The organism is Micromonospora sp. NPDC048871 (genome assembly GCF_043198155.1).
In the GTDB taxonomy this organism is placed as follows: domain Bacteria; phylum Actinomycetota; class Actinomycetes; order Mycobacteriales; family Micromonosporaceae; genus Micromonospora.
Genome location: NZ_JBICUM010000003.1, coordinates 359915 through 376538, shown reverse-complemented (window position 1 = coordinate 376538; position 16624 = coordinate 359915). Strand labels below are relative to the sequence as shown.

Genomic DNA, 16624 nt, shown 5'->3' with positions numbered 1-16624 from the left:
GGGTGCCCCGGACGCTCAGGTCGTCGGGACCGGGGTGGGCGTCACGGCCGCCGGGGCCTCTCGACGCTGGCGAAAGCGGTCGAGCCAGGGCGCGTCCGGGGTGCCGTCGAGGAGACCTCCGTCGGGGTCGTCGGCGTAGTTGCGGCGTACGGCGTCCTGCTCGGGGTGCAGGATCTCCCGGACCACGAGTACGCAGAGGGCCACCACGGTGCCCAGGCGCAGGCTGGCGGCCAGCACGAACACCCCTTCCGGGATGACCGGGGTGCTGGTCGCGGAGCCGAGCAGTTGGCCGTAGAAGGCGACGAAGTAGCCGACCTCGGCGATCTGCCAGGCGATGAAGGCTCCCCACTTGGGTCGGGCCAGCACCAGCAGCGGCAGCAGCCAGAGCACGAACTGCTGCGACCAGACCTTGCTGAAGATGAGGAAGGCGGCTACCACCAGGAAGGCGAGTTGGGCCAGGCGGGGCCGGCGCGGTGCGAGCAGGCCCAGGGCGCCGATGGCCAGACAGGCCAGCCCGAACAGCGCGTACGACAGGTAGTTCAGGGTGGGGATGTTCGCGTCCAGCCACTGGAAGGGGCCGATGGCGGCCGGGTCGCCGAACTTGCCGTCCAGGTAGCGGGCGATGTACCAGAGGGTTCCCCAGTCGATCGGGCGCTCGGTGTTCAGTTCGAAGAACCGGTTCCAGTTCTCCCGGTACGGAATCGCCGCCGGGAGGTTGACCAGCACCACCGTCACCGCCGCAGTGATGATGGGCACCACGGCGGCCCACACCCGGTTGGCGCGGATGGCCAGCACCAGAATCGGCCCCAGGATGAACAGCGGCCACATCTTCGCCGCACCACCCAGCCCTATCAGCACTCCGGACAGGGCCGCGAGTATCAGCCCGGAGCGGCCGTCGCGGGTACGCGCCCAGACCAGCAATCCCAGGGCGGCCAGGCCGATGGCCAGGAAGTCCCAGTTGACGGTGGCGGTGAGCAGCAGCGCGGGGGAGAGCGCGAACAGCGCCGCGTCCCAGGGTCGTCGGCGGCGCAGCGACAGCAGCACCATGACGGTGGCCAGCGCCAGGGCACCGAGCACGAGTGCGTTGAGGTTGTAGAACCACTGCCCCTGGTTGATCTCCGGGTTGCCTTCACCGGCGGCGTGCACCGGCAGCCCCAGGGCACCCATGAAGTACCCGGTCAGCACGGGGTACTCGACGGGGTGGTCCCGGTAGGGCACGGCGCCTTCGTTGAGTCGTTCGGCGTAGTAGAGCGCCAGCACGTCGGTGTAGCAGAACCGGGTGTACTGCTCGTTGTCCGTCCAGGCACCGTCCTGGCAGGGTGACTTCTGCACCCAGTGCAGGACGAGGGTCAGGCAGGTCAGCGCCAGGACGATCCGTACCGCGTTCCAGAACCGCCCGCCGCGTTGGCGGTCGCGGCTGACGGCGTGGTCACCCAGCGGACCGCCGATCAGGCCGGACAGCCCGCGAACGAAGCCGTCGGAGCGGGACGGGTGGTCGATGGCATCAGGTTCATCGATGCCCGGCGTCGACTTCGTGCTCATGACCGTGCATCCTGCCGTATCAGTTGCCCGGGTAGAAGCCGAAACCGCCCCGACATCACAGATCGCCGTCCGGCCGCCGGTATGACCCTTGCCGGAAACCGCCGTGGGCGGCCGGACAGGTGTCCGGCCGCCCACGGGTCGAGATGCCTAATCCCGATCTGTCGATCTCGTTGGTGGCAGCAGCCCGCCACCCCCACCACCCGGTCGGGTGTCGCCAGGGCCCCCGGGCAGGGGGTTGGTCGGGGTGCCACCGTTGTTGTCCCGGCCGCCGCCCCGGTTGTCGCCGCCGCCGTTGTTGCCCCCGCCCAGCCGGCAGAGGAAGTCCGTCGGCTCGCAGTCGGGCTCCTCGTTCTCCGGAGGGGCGGGCCGGATGCCGTTGCCGGCCTCCTCGTCTCCGATGCCGGTGATGCTGGGCAGGTCGGAGGGTTCGTACCCCTTGAGGGCCTGCTCCATGTACCGCTTCCACAGCTGGGCGGGCAGGCTGCCACCGCTGATGTTGCGGCCGTTCCCGTCGACGATGGCCCGCTTCTTGGTGTCGCGGCTACCGATCCACACCGCCGTGGCGACGTTCTTGTCGTAGCCGACCATCCAGGCGTCCTGGTTCTTGCCGGTGTCGCCGAGCTGCCAGGTACCGGTCTTGCCGGCCAGGGGACGGTTCTGCACGCTGGCGTTGTTCTTGCCCGGGATCTCCTTGAGCACGGCGGTCACCTCATCGGCGACCTCCGGACGGATCACCTGCTGCGGCTTGAGCTTTTCGCCGGTGCCCGGCACCTTGTCCCACTTACCGGTTGCCTTGTTCAGCTTCTCCACCGTCCGCACGAAGTGCGCCTTGTTGTACTTGCCGCCGTTGGCGAGGGTGGCTAGACCGTTGGCGTGGTCCAGCACGGTGATCCCGTACTGGCCGTAGGCGACCACCCGGTCGAAGTGCTTCGGCGCGAGGTCCTCCGGCTTGTTCTTCATCAGGTCGAAGGGCTTCGACTTGTCGTCCCACATCGTGCGGACGCCGGCCCGTCGGGCCATGTCGACGATCTTGTCCGCACCGATCTTGTCCGCGATGTGGAAGAACGGCACGTTGTACGACTGGATCGTCGACTGCTCCAACGAGCACCACTTGTCACACTGCCCGCGCAGGTCACGGTTGGCGTTGCCGATCTGATCCTTGTAGCCCTCCGGCTTGAACGGCGTGGCGTCCCAGTGCGACTTGACCGAGATGCCGGCGTCGACGGCCGCCGCCAGGGTGTAGACCTTGAACGTCGAGCCCGGCGGGTGGCCGCCGACCAGGTTGCCGTTCTGGTCGGTGTTCATGCCCGCGTAGTCATAGTCCGCGCCGCTGTTGCCGCCGTAGTAGGCCAGCACCCGGCCGGTCTTCGGGTCGACGGAGACCACCGCCGGCATGAGGTTCTCCGGCTGGTCGGCCAGGAAGGTGCCCTTACGGCCGACCTGGGCGACTTCCTCCAGTGCCTTCTGCATCTTCGGGTCGATGGTGGTGGTGATCCGGTAACCGCCTTCGCGCAGCTCGTTCACGCAGGTCGGCTTGCCCTCTTCACCGCTCTCGGTGCAGATGCCCCACTCGGCCATCTCCTTGCGGACGTAGTTGATGACGTTGCCGCGCGGGGAGGCCACACCGAAGCCGTTGTCCTTCTTGACCTTCTGAACCTTCGGGTACTCGGTCGGGCGCTCGGGCTTGCCCGGCACACCCAGCCAGCCCTCGTCGACCATGCCGTTGATCACGTACTCCCAACGGATCTTGGCTTCGGTCGGGTTGACCTCCGGGTCGAACCCCTTGTGGCCGGCGCTGGCCACGGGCTGCTTGATCAGGGCGGCGAGCACCGCTGCCTGCGCCACGTTCAGCTTCTTGGCGGTGGTGTTGAAGTAGGTCTGCGCCGCCGCCTCGATGCCGTACGCCCCGCGACCGAAGTAGATCACGTTGAGGTAGTTCTCCATGATCTCGTCTTTGGTGAACTGGTCGTTCAGCTTTGAGGCGAGGATCGCCTCCTTGACCTTCCGGGAGTAGCTGACGTCCTGGAGGTTCTCGTAGGCGTTGCGGGCGTACTGCTGGGTGATCGTCGAGGCACCCTGCTTCTCGCCGCCGGAGAGGTTGTTCCAGGCGGCCCGGGCGATGCCCTTGTAGTCCACACCCGAGTGCCGGTAGAAGTTCCGGTCCTCGGCGGCGGCGACAGCGTCGCGTACGTGCTGGGGGATGTTCTCGATGGTGACGAAGGTGCGGTTCTCGTTGCCGAGCTTGGCCACCAGGGTCTTGCCGTCCTTGGCATAGACCGTGGTGGACAGCGGCAGCGGGATCTCCTTGGGCAGCACCACGTTCGTCGAGTAGTAGGTGAACCCGACGACACCGATGCCGGCCAGCATGATGAAGACCGCGAAGCTGGCGATCAGCAGATTCATCCGCTTGCGCCGACGGGCTCGGGCACCCGCCTTCGGGTCGCGCCCACCCCGTCCGGGACCGCCGGGTCCGCCCGGACCACCGGGACCGCCTGGCCCACCCGGGCCGCCCGGTCCACCGGGGCCACCGACGCTGGCCCGCGCCACCGCGGCCCGACCGCCCACCGAGGCCGAACCGACACTCGCCCGCCCGGCCGGGGCCGCGCCCACGGCGGCGGCTCCTACCGAGGCCCGGCCCGCCGGCCCGCCGTGCGCCGGCGAGACCGGCACGGAGGCCCGACCGGCCCTACCCGGCGCCGGTGAGACCGGCACGGAGGCCCGACCACCGGGAGCGGGTGAGACCGGCACGGAGGCCCGACCCGATCCAGCACGACCGACCGAGGCCGAACCGGTGGGTCGACCCGGCGGCGGTACGCTCGCCGAGCCGCCGACCGAGGCTCGCCCACCGACCGAGGCACGAGCCGACGGGGCCGCGCCCTCAGGTCCGGTCGACCAGTTGACTCCACGCGGGTCACCACTCGGGCCCCGGTACGCGTCGTCCGCCTGCCCCGGGTCGTCCTGGCCCGGTATCCGGGCCCGGCCACGCGAGGAGCTGGGATCACCGTACGAGTTCATTCCTCACACCCTGCCGTCGCAGTGGGGCGCTGTCGCGCCGCCACCGGTTTGCCGTGAGATGCGACACCCGCGCGCACGGCACGGGGGTGCCGTGGAGTGGGTATCAGATCCGAATCATTCGGACCATTCGCACTTATGAGCTGTCGGTGACCCCGGCCAGTTATCTCACGGCCGGGGCCGGCCGATCGCGCTCGAATCACCGTTGGGCCTCTCGCCTTCGCCGAGCATTCGCGCCAGCAGCAGCGGCGGCTACCCCACCGGCCGCTTCCTGCTCCGCCTCGCTGTCGGTCAGTCCGTCCCGCCCGAGCAGGTACTGCTCCACCAGATGGTTCCAGTCACAGCCGAGGCACACCTCCACCACGAACACCTGGAACTCACGCAGCGTCATCGCCAACATCGACAACTCGGCCACCGTCCGGGCCTGGCCGGCGGACTGCTTGAGTTCGTCGCCGTAAATGTAGTGGACGAGGGTGAGGTTCTCGCTTCGGCAGATCGGACACCGCTGGTCGGTGGGCTCGCCGTGGAACCGAGCCGCGTTCTTCAGGTACGGAGAGGCGTCGCACAGGTCGTAGGTGCCGACCCGACCGGCGACGAGTTCACGCAGCAGCGCTCGCCTCCGGAGCGAGTAGTCGACCACCTGCCGCTGCGTACGCATGCGGCAAAGGGTACGCGGTCTCGTCAGACGAGGCGACCACCGTCACGATCTGTGATCAGCACACCTCGGATACGAGGGTTTACCGGAGGGGGTTTGCCCCAGTCGAACCGAGACGCTACGGTGCGATGTATCGGTCCGATACATCGTGTGGTTAGCGATCCACGCACAGGGTAATGGGGAGGGTGGTCCGATGCTCGAGCTGGCCATCCTCGGCCTCCTCCAGGAGGCACCCATGCACGGCTACGAGCTGCGCAAGGAGCTCACCGCCAAGCTTGGGGCGATCCGGGCAGCTATCAGTTACGGCTCGCTCTACCCCACCCTGCGCCGTCTGCAGGCGGCAGGCTGGATCACCGAGGCCGCCGAGACACCCGCCACCGCCGAGGAGGTTCCCGCGCTGACCAGCCGACGAGGTCGGGTGGTCTACACCATCACCGCGGAGGGCAAGGAACGCTTCGCCCAGCTCATCGCGCAGACCGGACCGGAAACGTACGGCGACACCGGATTCGGCGTGCATTTCGCGTTCTTTTCCCGAACCGACCAGGCGACCCGACTGCGCATCCTGGAAGGTCGCCGCCGCACGATCGAGGAACGTCGTGAAGGACTTCGCGACATGCTGGGCCGAGCGGCCGAGCGCCTCGACGCATACACGCTGGAGCTGCAACGCCACGGCCTGGAGGCCTGTGAGCGTGAGGTCCGCTGGCTGGAGGAGCTCATCGCCAACGAGCGCTCCGGCCGTGCCCCGACGGTCCCGAACGACGGGACGGCCGGCGGCCGACGAGAAGACAACAGCCCGCCTCCGCCTGGAGAGTCCAGGAAAGAGCGGCCGTGACAGAAAAGAAGGAGGCACACGCGATGGGCTCCGTCCGCGTCGCCATCGTCGGTGTGGGTAACTGCGCCTCGTCCCTCGTGCAGGGCGTCGAGTACTACCGGAACGCCGACCCGAACGACCGCGTCCCGGGTCTCATGCACGTCACCTTCGGCGACTACCACGTCTCGGACGTGCAGTTCGTCGCGGCGTTCGATGTCGACGCCAAGAAGGTGGGCATGGATCTCGCGGAGGCGATCGTCGCCAGCGAGAACAACACCATCAAGCTCTGCGACGTGCCGCCGACCGGCGTCACCGTCCAGCGCGGCCCGACCTTCGACGGTCTCGGCCAGTACTACCGCGAGATCGTCGAGGAGTCGGACGCCGAGCCGGTCGACGTGGCCAAGGCGCTGCGTGACGCCCAGGTCGACGTGGTCGTCGCCTACCTGCCGGTGGGCTCCGAGGACGCCGCCAAGTACTACGCCCAAGCCGCGATCGACGCCGGCTGCGCCTTCGTCAACGCGCTGCCAGTCTTCATCGCCTCCGACCCGGCGTGGGCGCAGAAGTTCACCGACGCGGGCCTGCCGATCGTCGGCGACGACATCAAGAGCCAGGTCGGCGCGACCATCGTGCACCGGGCCCTCGCGAAGCTCTTCGAGGACCGCGGGGTCGAGCTGCTGCGCACGTACCAGCTCAACTTCGGCGGCAACATGGACTTCATGAACATGCTGGAGCGCAACCGCCTGATCTCGAAGAAGATCTCGAAGACCCAGTCGGTGACCTCCCAGGTGCCGCACGAGATGGCCAAGAGCGACGTGCACATCGGCCCGTCCGACCACGTGCCGTGGCTGGACGACCGCAAGTGGGCCTACATCCGCCTGGAGGGCCGCTCCTTCGGTGACACCCCCCTCAACGCCGAGCTCAAGCTCGAGGTGTGGGACTCGCCGAACTCGGCCGGTGTCATCATCGACGCCGTCCGCGCCGCCAAGATCGCCCTGGACCGGAAGATCGGCGGCCCGATCCTGTCGGCCTCGTCGTACTTCATGAAGTCCCCCCCGGTGCAGTACGCCGACCACGACGCGCACGCCGCCGTCGAGGCGTTCATCGCCGGCGAGATCGAGCGCTGACACAGCAACACTGTGAGGGCCGGGTCCGTCTGGACCCGGCCCTTCGCCGTTCGGTACGGAAGGGGCATCCTCGTACCAGGACCCGGGCTAGGCTGAGCCCCGTGCCGCCCATGGACGACTTTCGTGACGCCAGGGTGGGGTGGCGGACGGTCGTCGGCGTCCTGCTCGTGTCCACCCTCGCCGCCTGCGCCCTGCCCGGCACCGACCCGTCGGCCGGACCGGACGAATCGGCGCCACCGGCCGTACCGGCGAGCCCGGTCGTCGAGGCCCGCTGTGCGGTCGGGGCCGGCACCCCGCCGGAGGTGCAGGCCGAGCCCGAAGAGACGGTCACCTCCCCGGCCGCCCCGACCGCGGCCGGCAGCGGACATCCGATGACCGATGAGCAACTGCGCGGGGAGGAGTTCCTGCGCCAGCAGGCAGCCAACAAGGCCTTCCGGCAGCGCGGCACCCTGGACCCGACGGCGGCCGGCGGCGCCAACACCTGCGCGGTACAGGTGCAGTACGTCCTCGACCTGCTGACCGTCGACGATCAGGAGACGCACGACGAGGAGACGGTCCGACAGGCGGTGGCCGGCACCGGGCTGATGGACGTGACCGTCCGCCCGCCGGGCCGACTCGACCTCGGCCCCGGCGACGGGCTGCTCTTCTCCGGTTGGACCGGCCGGGCCTGCGTCTTCGGCAGCGTCCGTGCTGAGAAGGTCACGGTGGAGTACGGCACCCGCGTCGCCGACGGCGGCTGCCTCCCCGCCCCAGGCTGACCCACCCGCCGTCGCTGCCTCGCCCCTGCTGGCCGACCGTCGCACTCGCCCGCCGTGTCGCCGTCACGGTGTCGCCGTCATGGTAGTTTCCCGCCGCGTCGAACCCCGCCGTTACGGCGATACGGAGTCGATCACCGCGTTGCGGGCGAAGAAACTCGCCCGTCGAGGGGCCCGAAGGTAGCCCAGGCGGCCGGGGCAAGGTCTCCCTAGGCCGCAGTCAGGACCAGGCTTTTTGCAGGGCGACCCCGGCCTCCAACTCCAGGAGCTTGACCTTGAGGTCCAGGCCGCCGCCGAAGCCGACCAGCTTGCCGCCCGCGCCGATGATGCGATGGCAGGGCACGATGATCGGGATGGGGTTGCGGTTGCAGGCCACCCCGACCGCCCGGGCCGCACCGGGGTCACCCACCAGCCGGGCCACCTGCCCGTAGGTCAGCGTCTCTCCGTACGGGATACGGGTCATCTCCCGCCACACCGCCCGCTCGAAGTCGGAGCCGCGCGGCACCCGCACCGGAATCCTGAACTCGGTCAACTCTCCCGCGAAGTAGGCCCGTAGCTCCGCCACCGCCCGCGCCGCGATCGGGTCGGCCGGCATCTCGGTCGCGGACTCGACCGGCCCGAAGTGCACCCCGCACACGCTGTCGCCGTCGGTGGCCACGCAGAAGATCCCGATCGGCAGGTCCAGCAGCGTCCAACGCATCCCGCCATTCTCCCCGACGCCCCACTCCGCGACCACGCCCCCGCCGCGCACTCATCCGCGTTACCTCCGCCCCGCTCGACTGGCACTCGATCTGGGTTCGAGTGGTCTTCCGAACCGGGTAAGCCACTCGATCCCAGATCGAGCGTGATCTTCATCGGGCGATGGTGGAGGCCACAGGCCCACGCCCAAGGCGAGCCGCCCCCAGCTGAAGCGGCCCGAGTGAGCGGGTGCGGCAGGATGCAAAGGCCCCAACCGGCAACACCCACCAACGTGCGGAGGGCTCAACGGGCGGCGCCCGCCGGAGCGGCCCCGGGGATCGGGGTGCTCCGGCGGGCGCCGGGTGGTGCGGGTGGTGCTACGCGGCCGAGACGGTGAACTTCTCGCCCTTGCCCAGCCCCAGTTCGTACTCGAACCACTTGATGTTCTTATTCGAGATCAGCTGCTTGGTGCCGGCCGATCCGGCGGAGACCGCCTGGTCGTCGCTGGCCCGGAAGAAGACCGTGCCGTCGCTGTTGTAGTCGAGGAAGTCGAAGACCTCCCAGGTTCCCAGCGACTTGGCGCTGGCGATCAGCGGCTTGGTGCCCCGGCTGGCGGCGGTCACGTACCTGCCGTTGGCCTGGGCCTTGAGGCCGAAGAAGCCGTTACCGACGTTGACGATCTGGAACTTCGCCGCCTTGGTGACCTTGCTGCTGCTGGCGATCAGCGGCTTGGTGCCGGCCACGACGTACTTGCCGCTGGCCTTCGACTTGATGCTGATCACCGGAGCCGGCCGGTCGATGGTGAACTTCTCCGACGTACCGATGCTGGTCTTGCTCGCCTTCAACGACGAGGTGCCGGATTTCGGCGCCGTGACGTACTTGCCGTTGATCTTGGACTTGAGGCTGACCGTACCGTCGGTGTGGTTGATGATCTGGAACTTCGCCGAGGTGACGATCGTCTTGTGGCTGGCGATCAGCGGCTTGGTGCCCTTGCTCGGCGCCACCACGTACCGGCCGGTGGTCTTGGAGCGCAATGCGATCAGACCACTGCCGGCGTTGACGAAGTCGTACTGCTGCGAGGTGCCCAGGCTCTTGCCGTTGTTGACCAGCGCCTTCTTGGTGCTGGCAGCGGTGACGAACTTCCCGTTGGACTTGGCCTTGAAGCCGAAGCCGCTGCGGGTGGGGGTGATCGAACCGACCGTCAACATCCGGTCGATCGAGCCCTTCGTGTCGTAGACCGCCCCGGCGACGCCGGTGGTGACGATGCGGTCGCGGACCTGCTTCGGCTTCCAGGTCGGGTTGGAGTGCAGCAGCAGCGCCGCGGCGCCCGCCACGTGCGGAGCGGCCATGGAGGTGCCGCTGAAGCCCACACTGCCGGTGTTGCTGTCGTGCCGGGCCGAGACGATGCTGACGCCCGGCGCGAACACGTCGAGGCACTTGCCGTAGTTCGAGAACCAGGCTCGCATGTCGACCCGGTCCGTCGCCCCGACGGTGATCGCGTCCGGCACCCGGGCGGGGGACGTCTTGCAGGCGTCCATCATCGAGTTACCGGCGGCGAGGGAGTAGGTGATGCCGGAGGCGATCGAGCGCTTCACGGCCTCGTCGAGCGAGGGGATGGCGACGACGTCGCCGAGGCTCATGTTGGCCACGGCCGGCTTCTGCGCGTTCGCGGTCACCCAGTCGACACCGGCGATGACCTGCTCGGTCGTGCCGTAGCCGTCACAGTCGAGCACCCGGACGCCGACCAGCTTGACGCCCTTGGCGACACCGTACTTGGTGCCACCGACGGTGCCCGCCACGTGGGTGCCGTGACCGTTGCAGTCGCCGTTCCCGTTGGCCTGCACGCCGCCCGGCGGGTCGGTCGGCTCAGGGTCGGGAGTGGGAGTCGGAGTGGGCGGTGGTGGGGGCGGCGGGTCGATCGCGTCGAACCCCATGGTGGCCCGGCCGCCGAAGTCCTGGTGCTTGACGTTGATGCCGGTGTCCAGGATGTACGCCGTGACCTTGCTACCCGTGTTCGGGTACTTGTAGGTCTTGTTCAGCTTCGCCGTGTACTGGTCGAGCCGGTCTAGGCCCCAGGGCGGGCTGCTCTGGGTACCGTTCGCCGACAGTCGGCGTACCGGCTCCACGTAGGCCACGGCGGGATCCGCGGCGACCTTGTCCGCCTGCCCCTGGTTCATCGCGGCCGAGTAGCCGACGAGAGCCTTCTCGTACACCTGCCGAACGCTGCCGCCGTGCTGCTGGGCGAGCTTCGAGGCGAGCGCGCGGGCCGCGCTGTAGCCGGCCTTCCTGTCCTTGAGGACGACGATGTAGCGGCCCGGCACGACACCGGTGCCCTCGCTGCCGCGTACCTCGGCGCGAGCCGGGTCGGCGGGAGCAGCCATCCCCACGCCGCCGGTGGCGACGGTCAGGATGGAGGAGGCGGTGGCGAGGGCAAGCCCCGCAGCCGCCGAGCGGCGCAGTACGCCACGTCGTTTCACTAGGCGGTCTCCCCGTTTGTCGTCGACCGTCATCGGCGGTCGAACGGGCAATGGAATGTCCACTACGCGAGTAGGGACGCTCCAACATCATGGATGAACCGCGCAAGCTCCGGTTCCACCGTTTGGTCGGAACGTGGGCGTTTCGTCGTAGCGACCGTCGATCCAGGACAGCCCAGCCGGTGCGGCCGACCGATCTTCAGCTATCGATGCCCTGCTCGCGGGCCCAGCGCAGGAGTTCGGCCTCGGCCGTGTCGCGGTCCAGGGGCCCGCGTTCCAGGCGCAGGTCCTTCAGGTGCTTCCAGGCCCGCCCGACGATCGGCCCCGGCGGTACGCCGAGCAACTCCATGATCGCGTTGCCGTCCAGGTCGGGGCGGACCCGGGCCAGGTCCTCCTCGGCGGCGATCCGGGTGATCCGCTCCTCCAGGGCGTCGTAGTCCGCCGCCAACTGGGCCGCCTTGCGCCGGTTGCGGGTGGTGCAGTCCGACCGGGTCAGCTTGTGCAGCCGGGACAGCAGATCACCGGCGTCGGTGACGTACCGGCGGACCGCCGAGTCGGTCCACTCGCCCCGGCCGTACCCGTAGAAGCGCAGGTGCAGGGCGACCAGGGCGGTGACCTTGGCGGTGATGTCCTTCGGGTAGCGCAGGGCCTTCATCCGGGCTTTGGTCAGCCGGGCCCCGACCACCTCGTGGTGATGGAAGCTGACCCGGCCGTCCGACCCGACCGCCTTGGTGGCCGGCTTGCCGACGTCGTGCATCAGGGCCGCCATCCGCAGGATGAAGTCCGGCCCGTCCTGCTCGTACGAGATGGCGTTGCGCACCACCGTGAGGGTGTGCTCGTAGACGTCCTTGTGCTGGGCGTGCTCGTCGATCTCCAGCTTGAGGCCGGTCAACTCGGGCAGGAAGCGCTCGGCCAGCCCGGTGTCGACCAGCAGCCGCAGGCCGGTGATCGGGTCGGCGGCACAGAGCAGCTTGGTGAACTCGTCCCGGATCCGCTCGGCGGTGATCCGGTCCAGGTCGGCCGCCATCCGGGTCATCGCCGCGTACACGTCCGGGTGGACCGCGAAACGCAGCTGGGCGGCGAAGCGGGCGGCCCGCAGCATCCGCAGCGGGTCGTCGCCGAAGGACTCGGCCGGGGTGCCCGGGGTACGGACCACCTTCGCGGCCAGGTCCGCCAGGCCGCCGTGCGGGTCGGTGAACCGGTGATCCGGCAGGCTCACCGCCATCGCGTTGATGGTGAAGTCCCGCCGCCGCAGGTCCTCGGTCAGGCTGGTGCCGTACTCGACCACCGGGTTCCGGCTCACCTGGTCGTACGACTCGGCGCGGAAGGTGGTGATCTCCAGCCGCAGGCCGTCGCGCTGGCAGCCGATGGTGCCGAACTCGCGGCCGGTCTCCCAGATGGCCTCGGCCCAGCCGCGCAGGATGCCCAGGGTCTGATCCGGGTGCGCGTCCGTGCAGAAGTCGAGATCCTCGCCGAGGCGGCCGAGCAGGGCGTCGCGTACCGAGCCGCCCACGAGATGCAGTTCGTGACCGGCGGCGGCGAACCGGCGGCCCAACTCGTCGGCGACCGGGGAGACCCGGAGCAGTTCGGCGACGGCGTTGCGCTGAGCGGCGCTGAGTTCGCGGCGGTCGGTGGCGTGGGATGCGGCGGCGTCGGACATCGGATCAGCAGCCTATCGGTCCTGAGGGGCATCTCCTCCGCCGGGCGCGGGTAACGGGCCGAGGTTGACTAAGGTCTGTGGCGTGCGGGCCGGTGCCGGCTCCGGCCTATCCCCTTGGAGGCACAGATGAGCGGCGGGCTCTACCGCAGCGCCAACGCCCAGCAGGGCGGTGCGCCCGGCGGCCGGCCGGGTGACGGCGCGACGTTCATCTCCGCCGATCCCCTCAACCAGCCCGCCGCCGAGTCGGTCGCCCCACCCCCGGAGCAGGTGGCCGAGAGCAGCGCCGCGACCAACAGCGCGGTCATGGCCATCGGCAGCCTGGTCAGCCGGGGTACGGGTTTCCTGCGTACCTTGGCGATCACCGCCGCGCTCGGTTCGGCGATCGGTGACGCGTACACCACCGCTCAGATCCTGCCCGGGATGGTGTACGAGTTCCTGCTCGGCGGCATCCTCACCAGCGTGCTGATCCCGGTGCTGGTGCGTCGGCGCAAGTTCGACCCGGACGGCGGCCAGGCGTACACCCAGCGGTTGCTCACCCTGGCGGTGGTCGCCCTCGGCGCGGCGGCCCTGCTGGCGGTCGCCATGGCACCGGTGCTCACCTGGTTGTACGCCAGCGACGAGGCACCGGCCGACTACCAGGCGCTGGTCACCTCCCTGGCCCGGTTGATGCTGCCGATGATCTTCTTCACCGGCCTGAGTGCGCTGATCAGCGCGGTACTCAACACCCGGGGGCACTTCGCCGCCCCGATGTGGGCACCGATCCTGAACAACATCGTGGTGATCGCCACCGCCGGCCTCTACATCGCGATCTTCAGCACGGACATCCTCGCCCCGGACGAGATGACCACCGGGCGGATCCTGCTGATCGGCGGCGGCACCCTGCTGGGGGTGGCCGTCCAGGCCGCCGGGTTGCTGCCCGCCCTGCGCAAGGTCGGCTTCCGGTGGCGGTTCCGGTTCGACTTCCGGGCCCTGGGGCTGGGCGAGCTGGGCCGGCTGGGCGCCTGGATGTTCTGTTACGTGGCGGTCAGCCAGATCGGGCTGATCGTGGTGTTCAACCTGCTGAGCCGCACCAGCGGGCAGGCCGCCGGGGCACTGATCTACAACAACGTGTTCCTGTTGCTGATGATGGCGCACGGCATCATCGCCGTCTCGATCATCACCGCCCTGATGCCCCGGATGAGCGCCGCCGCCGCAGACGGCCGGTTCGCCGACCTGGCGGCCGACCTGTCCCGGGGCACCCGCACGGTCTCCGCGGTACTGGCCCCGATCGCGATCTGCTACGCCGTGCTGGCCACCCCGATCGCCTTCACCCTGTTCCGGTGGGGGGCCTTCACCGACGAGAACGCCCGGGCGACCGCCCCGGTGCTGTTGTTCGCCGCCTTGGCGCTGGTGCCCTTCGCGGTGAGTCAGCTGTTCACCTTCGCCTTCTACGCGCTGCCGGACACCCGCACCCCGGCTCTGATCAACATCCCGGTGGTGGCGCTGCGGGCGCTGGTGCAGATCGGACTGTTCGCGGCCTTCTCGGCCAGCTTCGCGGCCTCCGGGATGATGATCGGCAACACGATCTCGTACCTGGCCGCCGCGATCGCCTCCGCCTGGCTGCTGCGGCCGAAGGTGGGTCGGATCGGGCTGGGCGGCATCGTGCGCACCCTGGGGAGGGTGGCGGTGGCCGCCCTCGGTGCCGCCCTGGTCGGCCTGCTGGTGGTAGCTCTGCTGCCCGGTGGCGACACGCCGACCCGCCTGGAGGCCCTCGTCCAACTGGTGGTGGGCGGCGCGGTGATCGGTGGTACCTATCTAGGTCTGGCGATGGTCCTGCGGATCTCCGAGATCACCGATGTGGTCGCCATGGTCCGGCGCCGACTCGGACGCTGATCGCCGGATATTCACCGAGCGTGATCGAGGATCACCAGGCTGGGGATGGGCCTGTGGATAACTCCGCGCGTCGCCGCTCAACTACCGGATCGGCCTGTGGATAACCAACCGGAAGTCGGAGTGTGGTCGGCCGATCGACGGGAACCCCGCGGAGACCTGACCCACCGCCTACTGCCTGTCCCGCCCCGGCGACGGCTGGTTGTCGGCGGCCTCTAGATTGGCTGGTACATGTACCAGCAACGTGGCTGACATCGGTCGCAACCGGACGAGTACGCCCTACTGGGGACTCCCCTGTTGGTCACGGCGGGAAGATGACATGTCGGGGAGACGGCCAACCCAGGTAAGGTCGCTCTCGACGGGTACGGCAGGCACCGGCTCGCGTCGGAACCGGTCGCCCCGTGCCAGACGAATGCGGAGCGGGAAGTCACATGCCCAGCAGCGCGGGTCCATCGATCGACAAGATCACCGAGGGAGGACGGGTGACCCAGGTCGGCGAGGGTCAGGACGCGGACGAGACCACTCCGCCCGTCATGACCTTCGGTGCTCCGACGGCCGGTGAGGTCCTCGCCGAGCGTTACGAACTGGTCGAGCACATCAACAACGACAGCGCCGGCCGGTTGGTGTGGCGTGGGGTCGATGTCGTGCTGCGCCGTCCCGTAGCGGTCGTGATGCGCTACCCGGGTGGCGATTCCGCCACCGAGATGCTCCAGGCCGCGGTCGCGGCCAGTCGGGTCATCCACCCCAATCTCGTCGGGGTCTACGACGCGATCGACGAGGCCGAGCGGGCCTACGTGGTACGCGAGTGGGTCGATGGCCAGTCGCTGCGGGAGCTGGTCTCCGACGGCCCCCTGGACGCCGCGCGGGCCACCGCGGTCGGCAACGCCGTCGCCAGCGCTCTGGCGGCCGTGCACGCCACCGGCATGGTGCACGGCAACGTGCACCCGGGCACCGTGATGATCAGCGATGACGGCCGGGTGGTGCTGGCGGACGCCCGTACCGACGGCGCCGACAGCCAGGAGAACGACGTCCGAGCGGTCGGCGGCCTCCTCTACTTCGCCCTGACCGGCTACTGGCCGCACACCGAGGCTCCGCTGCGGGGCGCCACCGCCGGGCACGGCCGGGCGGGGATCCCCGACGCGGTGCGGGACGCCAACGGTACGGCGGCGGCTCCCCGTCAGGTCCGGGCCGGGGTGCCGGCCTACCTGGACGACCTCACGATGGACCTGCTCGACGCCGACATCGCCCCGCCCTCCTCGGACGTCCTGGCGGCCGAACTGGCCCGGCTCGACGTGCCCGAGGACGACTACCTGGACACCCACGGTCCGCTGCGCTTCGCCGCCGAGACCGGCGAGGAGCCCTCGCCCCTGGCCGCCGCCGGGGGCCGAAAGGTCGCCCTCGGCATCGCGGGTCTGTTGGCGGTAGCCCTGGTGGGACTGCTCATCGGCATCAGCACCCTCGGCGGCGACGAGGACGAGCCGCAGACCAGTCCGGTCGCCGCCCCCAGTTCCAGCGCCCCGCTGAGCGAGGAACCGGCGCCGCCGCCGGTCCGGGATTTGAAGATCAGTGCGGCCCGGATCATCGATCCGGACAGCCGGGACCGGGCCGAGGTCCGCGACGCCGAGAAGGTGTTCGACGGCGACAAGGACGAGGGCTGGTCCACCCAGACCTACCGTGGGGCCAGCAACTTCGGCAACTACAAGCGCGGCATGGGGGTCTGGATCGACCTGGGTGGCGAGCACACCATCAAGTCGGTCCAGGTGAACCTCTCCGACACCGGGGCCTCCGCGGAGCTGCTCACCGGCACCATCGACCAGCCCTCGACCAACAAGGGCGACGACGAGATCCTCAAGGCGTACAAGAAGAACCCGATCGGTCAGCCCTTCGAGGCGCACGACGGCACGACGATGACCTTCAACGGCTTCGACGCCGACAAGAAGTACCGCTACCTGCTGTTCTGGATCACCGACCTGCCCCCGAACGGCAGTGGCTACAAGGTCGGGGTCAACGAGATCACGGTCCAGGGGTCATGAGCCGGGTCCGA

11 protein-coding genes are annotated in these 16624 nt (G+C 69.3%); 5 read left to right on the top strand and 6 right to left on the bottom strand.

Going from position 1 to position 16624, the window contains the following annotated elements; translation table 11 throughout:
- Positions 1 to 15: 15 nt before the first annotated feature.
- The 3 genes from ACGFIK_RS10680 to ACGFIK_RS10670 form a co-directional block, all read right to left on the bottom strand.
- Complete coding sequence (locus tag ACGFIK_RS10680; RefSeq protein WP_327023536.1) at positions 16 to 1542, bottom strand: glycosyltransferase 87 family protein; 1527 nt, start codon at positions 1540 to 1542, stop codon at positions 16 to 18.
- A 147-nt stretch (positions 1543 to 1689) separates the two neighbouring features.
- On the bottom strand, positions 1690 to 4557 hold the full coding sequence (locus ACGFIK_RS10675; protein ID WP_327023535.1) for a transglycosylase domain-containing protein: 2868 nt from the start codon (positions 4555 to 4557) through the stop codon (positions 1690 to 1692).
- 196 nt (positions 4558 to 4753) lie between these two features.
- A complete protein-coding gene (locus ACGFIK_RS10670) occupies positions 4754 to 5212 on the bottom strand; it encodes a DUF5318 family protein (protein WP_327023534.1) in 459 nt (152 codons plus the stop codon).
- Between the two features lie 190 nt (positions 5213 to 5402).
- Between ACGFIK_RS10670 and ACGFIK_RS10665 the strand changes: the two genes are divergently transcribed.
- The 3 genes from ACGFIK_RS10665 (at position 5403) to ACGFIK_RS10655 (ending at position 7902) form a co-directional block, all read left to right on the top strand.
- A complete protein-coding gene (locus ACGFIK_RS10665; protein ID WP_327023533.1) occupies positions 5403 to 6041 on the top strand; it encodes a PadR family transcriptional regulator in 639 nt (212 codons plus the stop codon).
- Positions 6042 to 6064: 23 nt separating this feature from the next.
- Entirely contained in the window at positions 6065 to 7144 is a 1080-nt protein-coding gene (locus tag ACGFIK_RS10660) for an inositol-3-phosphate synthase (protein WP_327027343.1), read from the top strand.
- A gap of 110 nt (positions 7145 to 7254) precedes the next feature.
- Positions 7255 to 7902, top strand: coding sequence for a hypothetical protein (locus tag ACGFIK_RS10655; RefSeq protein WP_327023532.1), 648 nt, complete (start codon positions 7255 to 7257; stop codon positions 7900 to 7902).
- Between the two features lie 217 nt (positions 7903 to 8119).
- Here the strand turns inward: ACGFIK_RS10655 and ACGFIK_RS10650 are convergent, their stop codons facing one another.
- The 3 genes from ACGFIK_RS10650 to ACGFIK_RS10640 form a co-directional block, all read right to left on the bottom strand.
- The gene (locus ACGFIK_RS10650; protein ID WP_327023531.1) at positions 8120 to 8599 is read right to left on the bottom strand and encodes a methylated-DNA--[protein]-cysteine S-methyltransferase; all 480 of its coding nucleotides are present in this window, start codon (positions 8597 to 8599) and stop codon (positions 8120 to 8122) included.
- A gap of 355 nt (positions 8600 to 8954) precedes the next feature.
- Positions 8955 to 11054, bottom strand: coding sequence for a S8 family serine peptidase (locus ACGFIK_RS10645; protein WP_327023530.1), 2100 nt, complete (start codon positions 11052 to 11054; stop codon positions 8955 to 8957).
- A 196-nt stretch (positions 11055 to 11250) separates the two neighbouring features.
- Positions 11251 to 12711, bottom strand: a complete 1461-nt coding sequence (locus ACGFIK_RS10640) for a CCA tRNA nucleotidyltransferase (protein ID WP_393338883.1) — start codon at positions 12709 to 12711, stop codon at positions 11251 to 11253.
- A gap of 126 nt (positions 12712 to 12837) precedes the next feature.
- On the opposite strand from ACGFIK_RS10640, the gene murJ reads away from it, so the two are divergent.
- Entirely contained in the window at positions 12838 to 14583 is a 1746-nt protein-coding gene (gene murJ, locus ACGFIK_RS10635; RefSeq protein ID WP_327023528.1) for a murein biosynthesis integral membrane protein MurJ, read from the top strand.
- A 428-nt stretch (positions 14584 to 15011) separates the two neighbouring features.
- On the top strand, positions 15012 to 16613 hold the full coding sequence (locus ACGFIK_RS10630; RefSeq protein WP_393338879.1) for a protein kinase family protein: 1602 nt from the start codon (positions 15012 to 15014) through the stop codon (positions 16611 to 16613).
- Positions 16614 to 16624 lie beyond the last annotated feature (11 nt).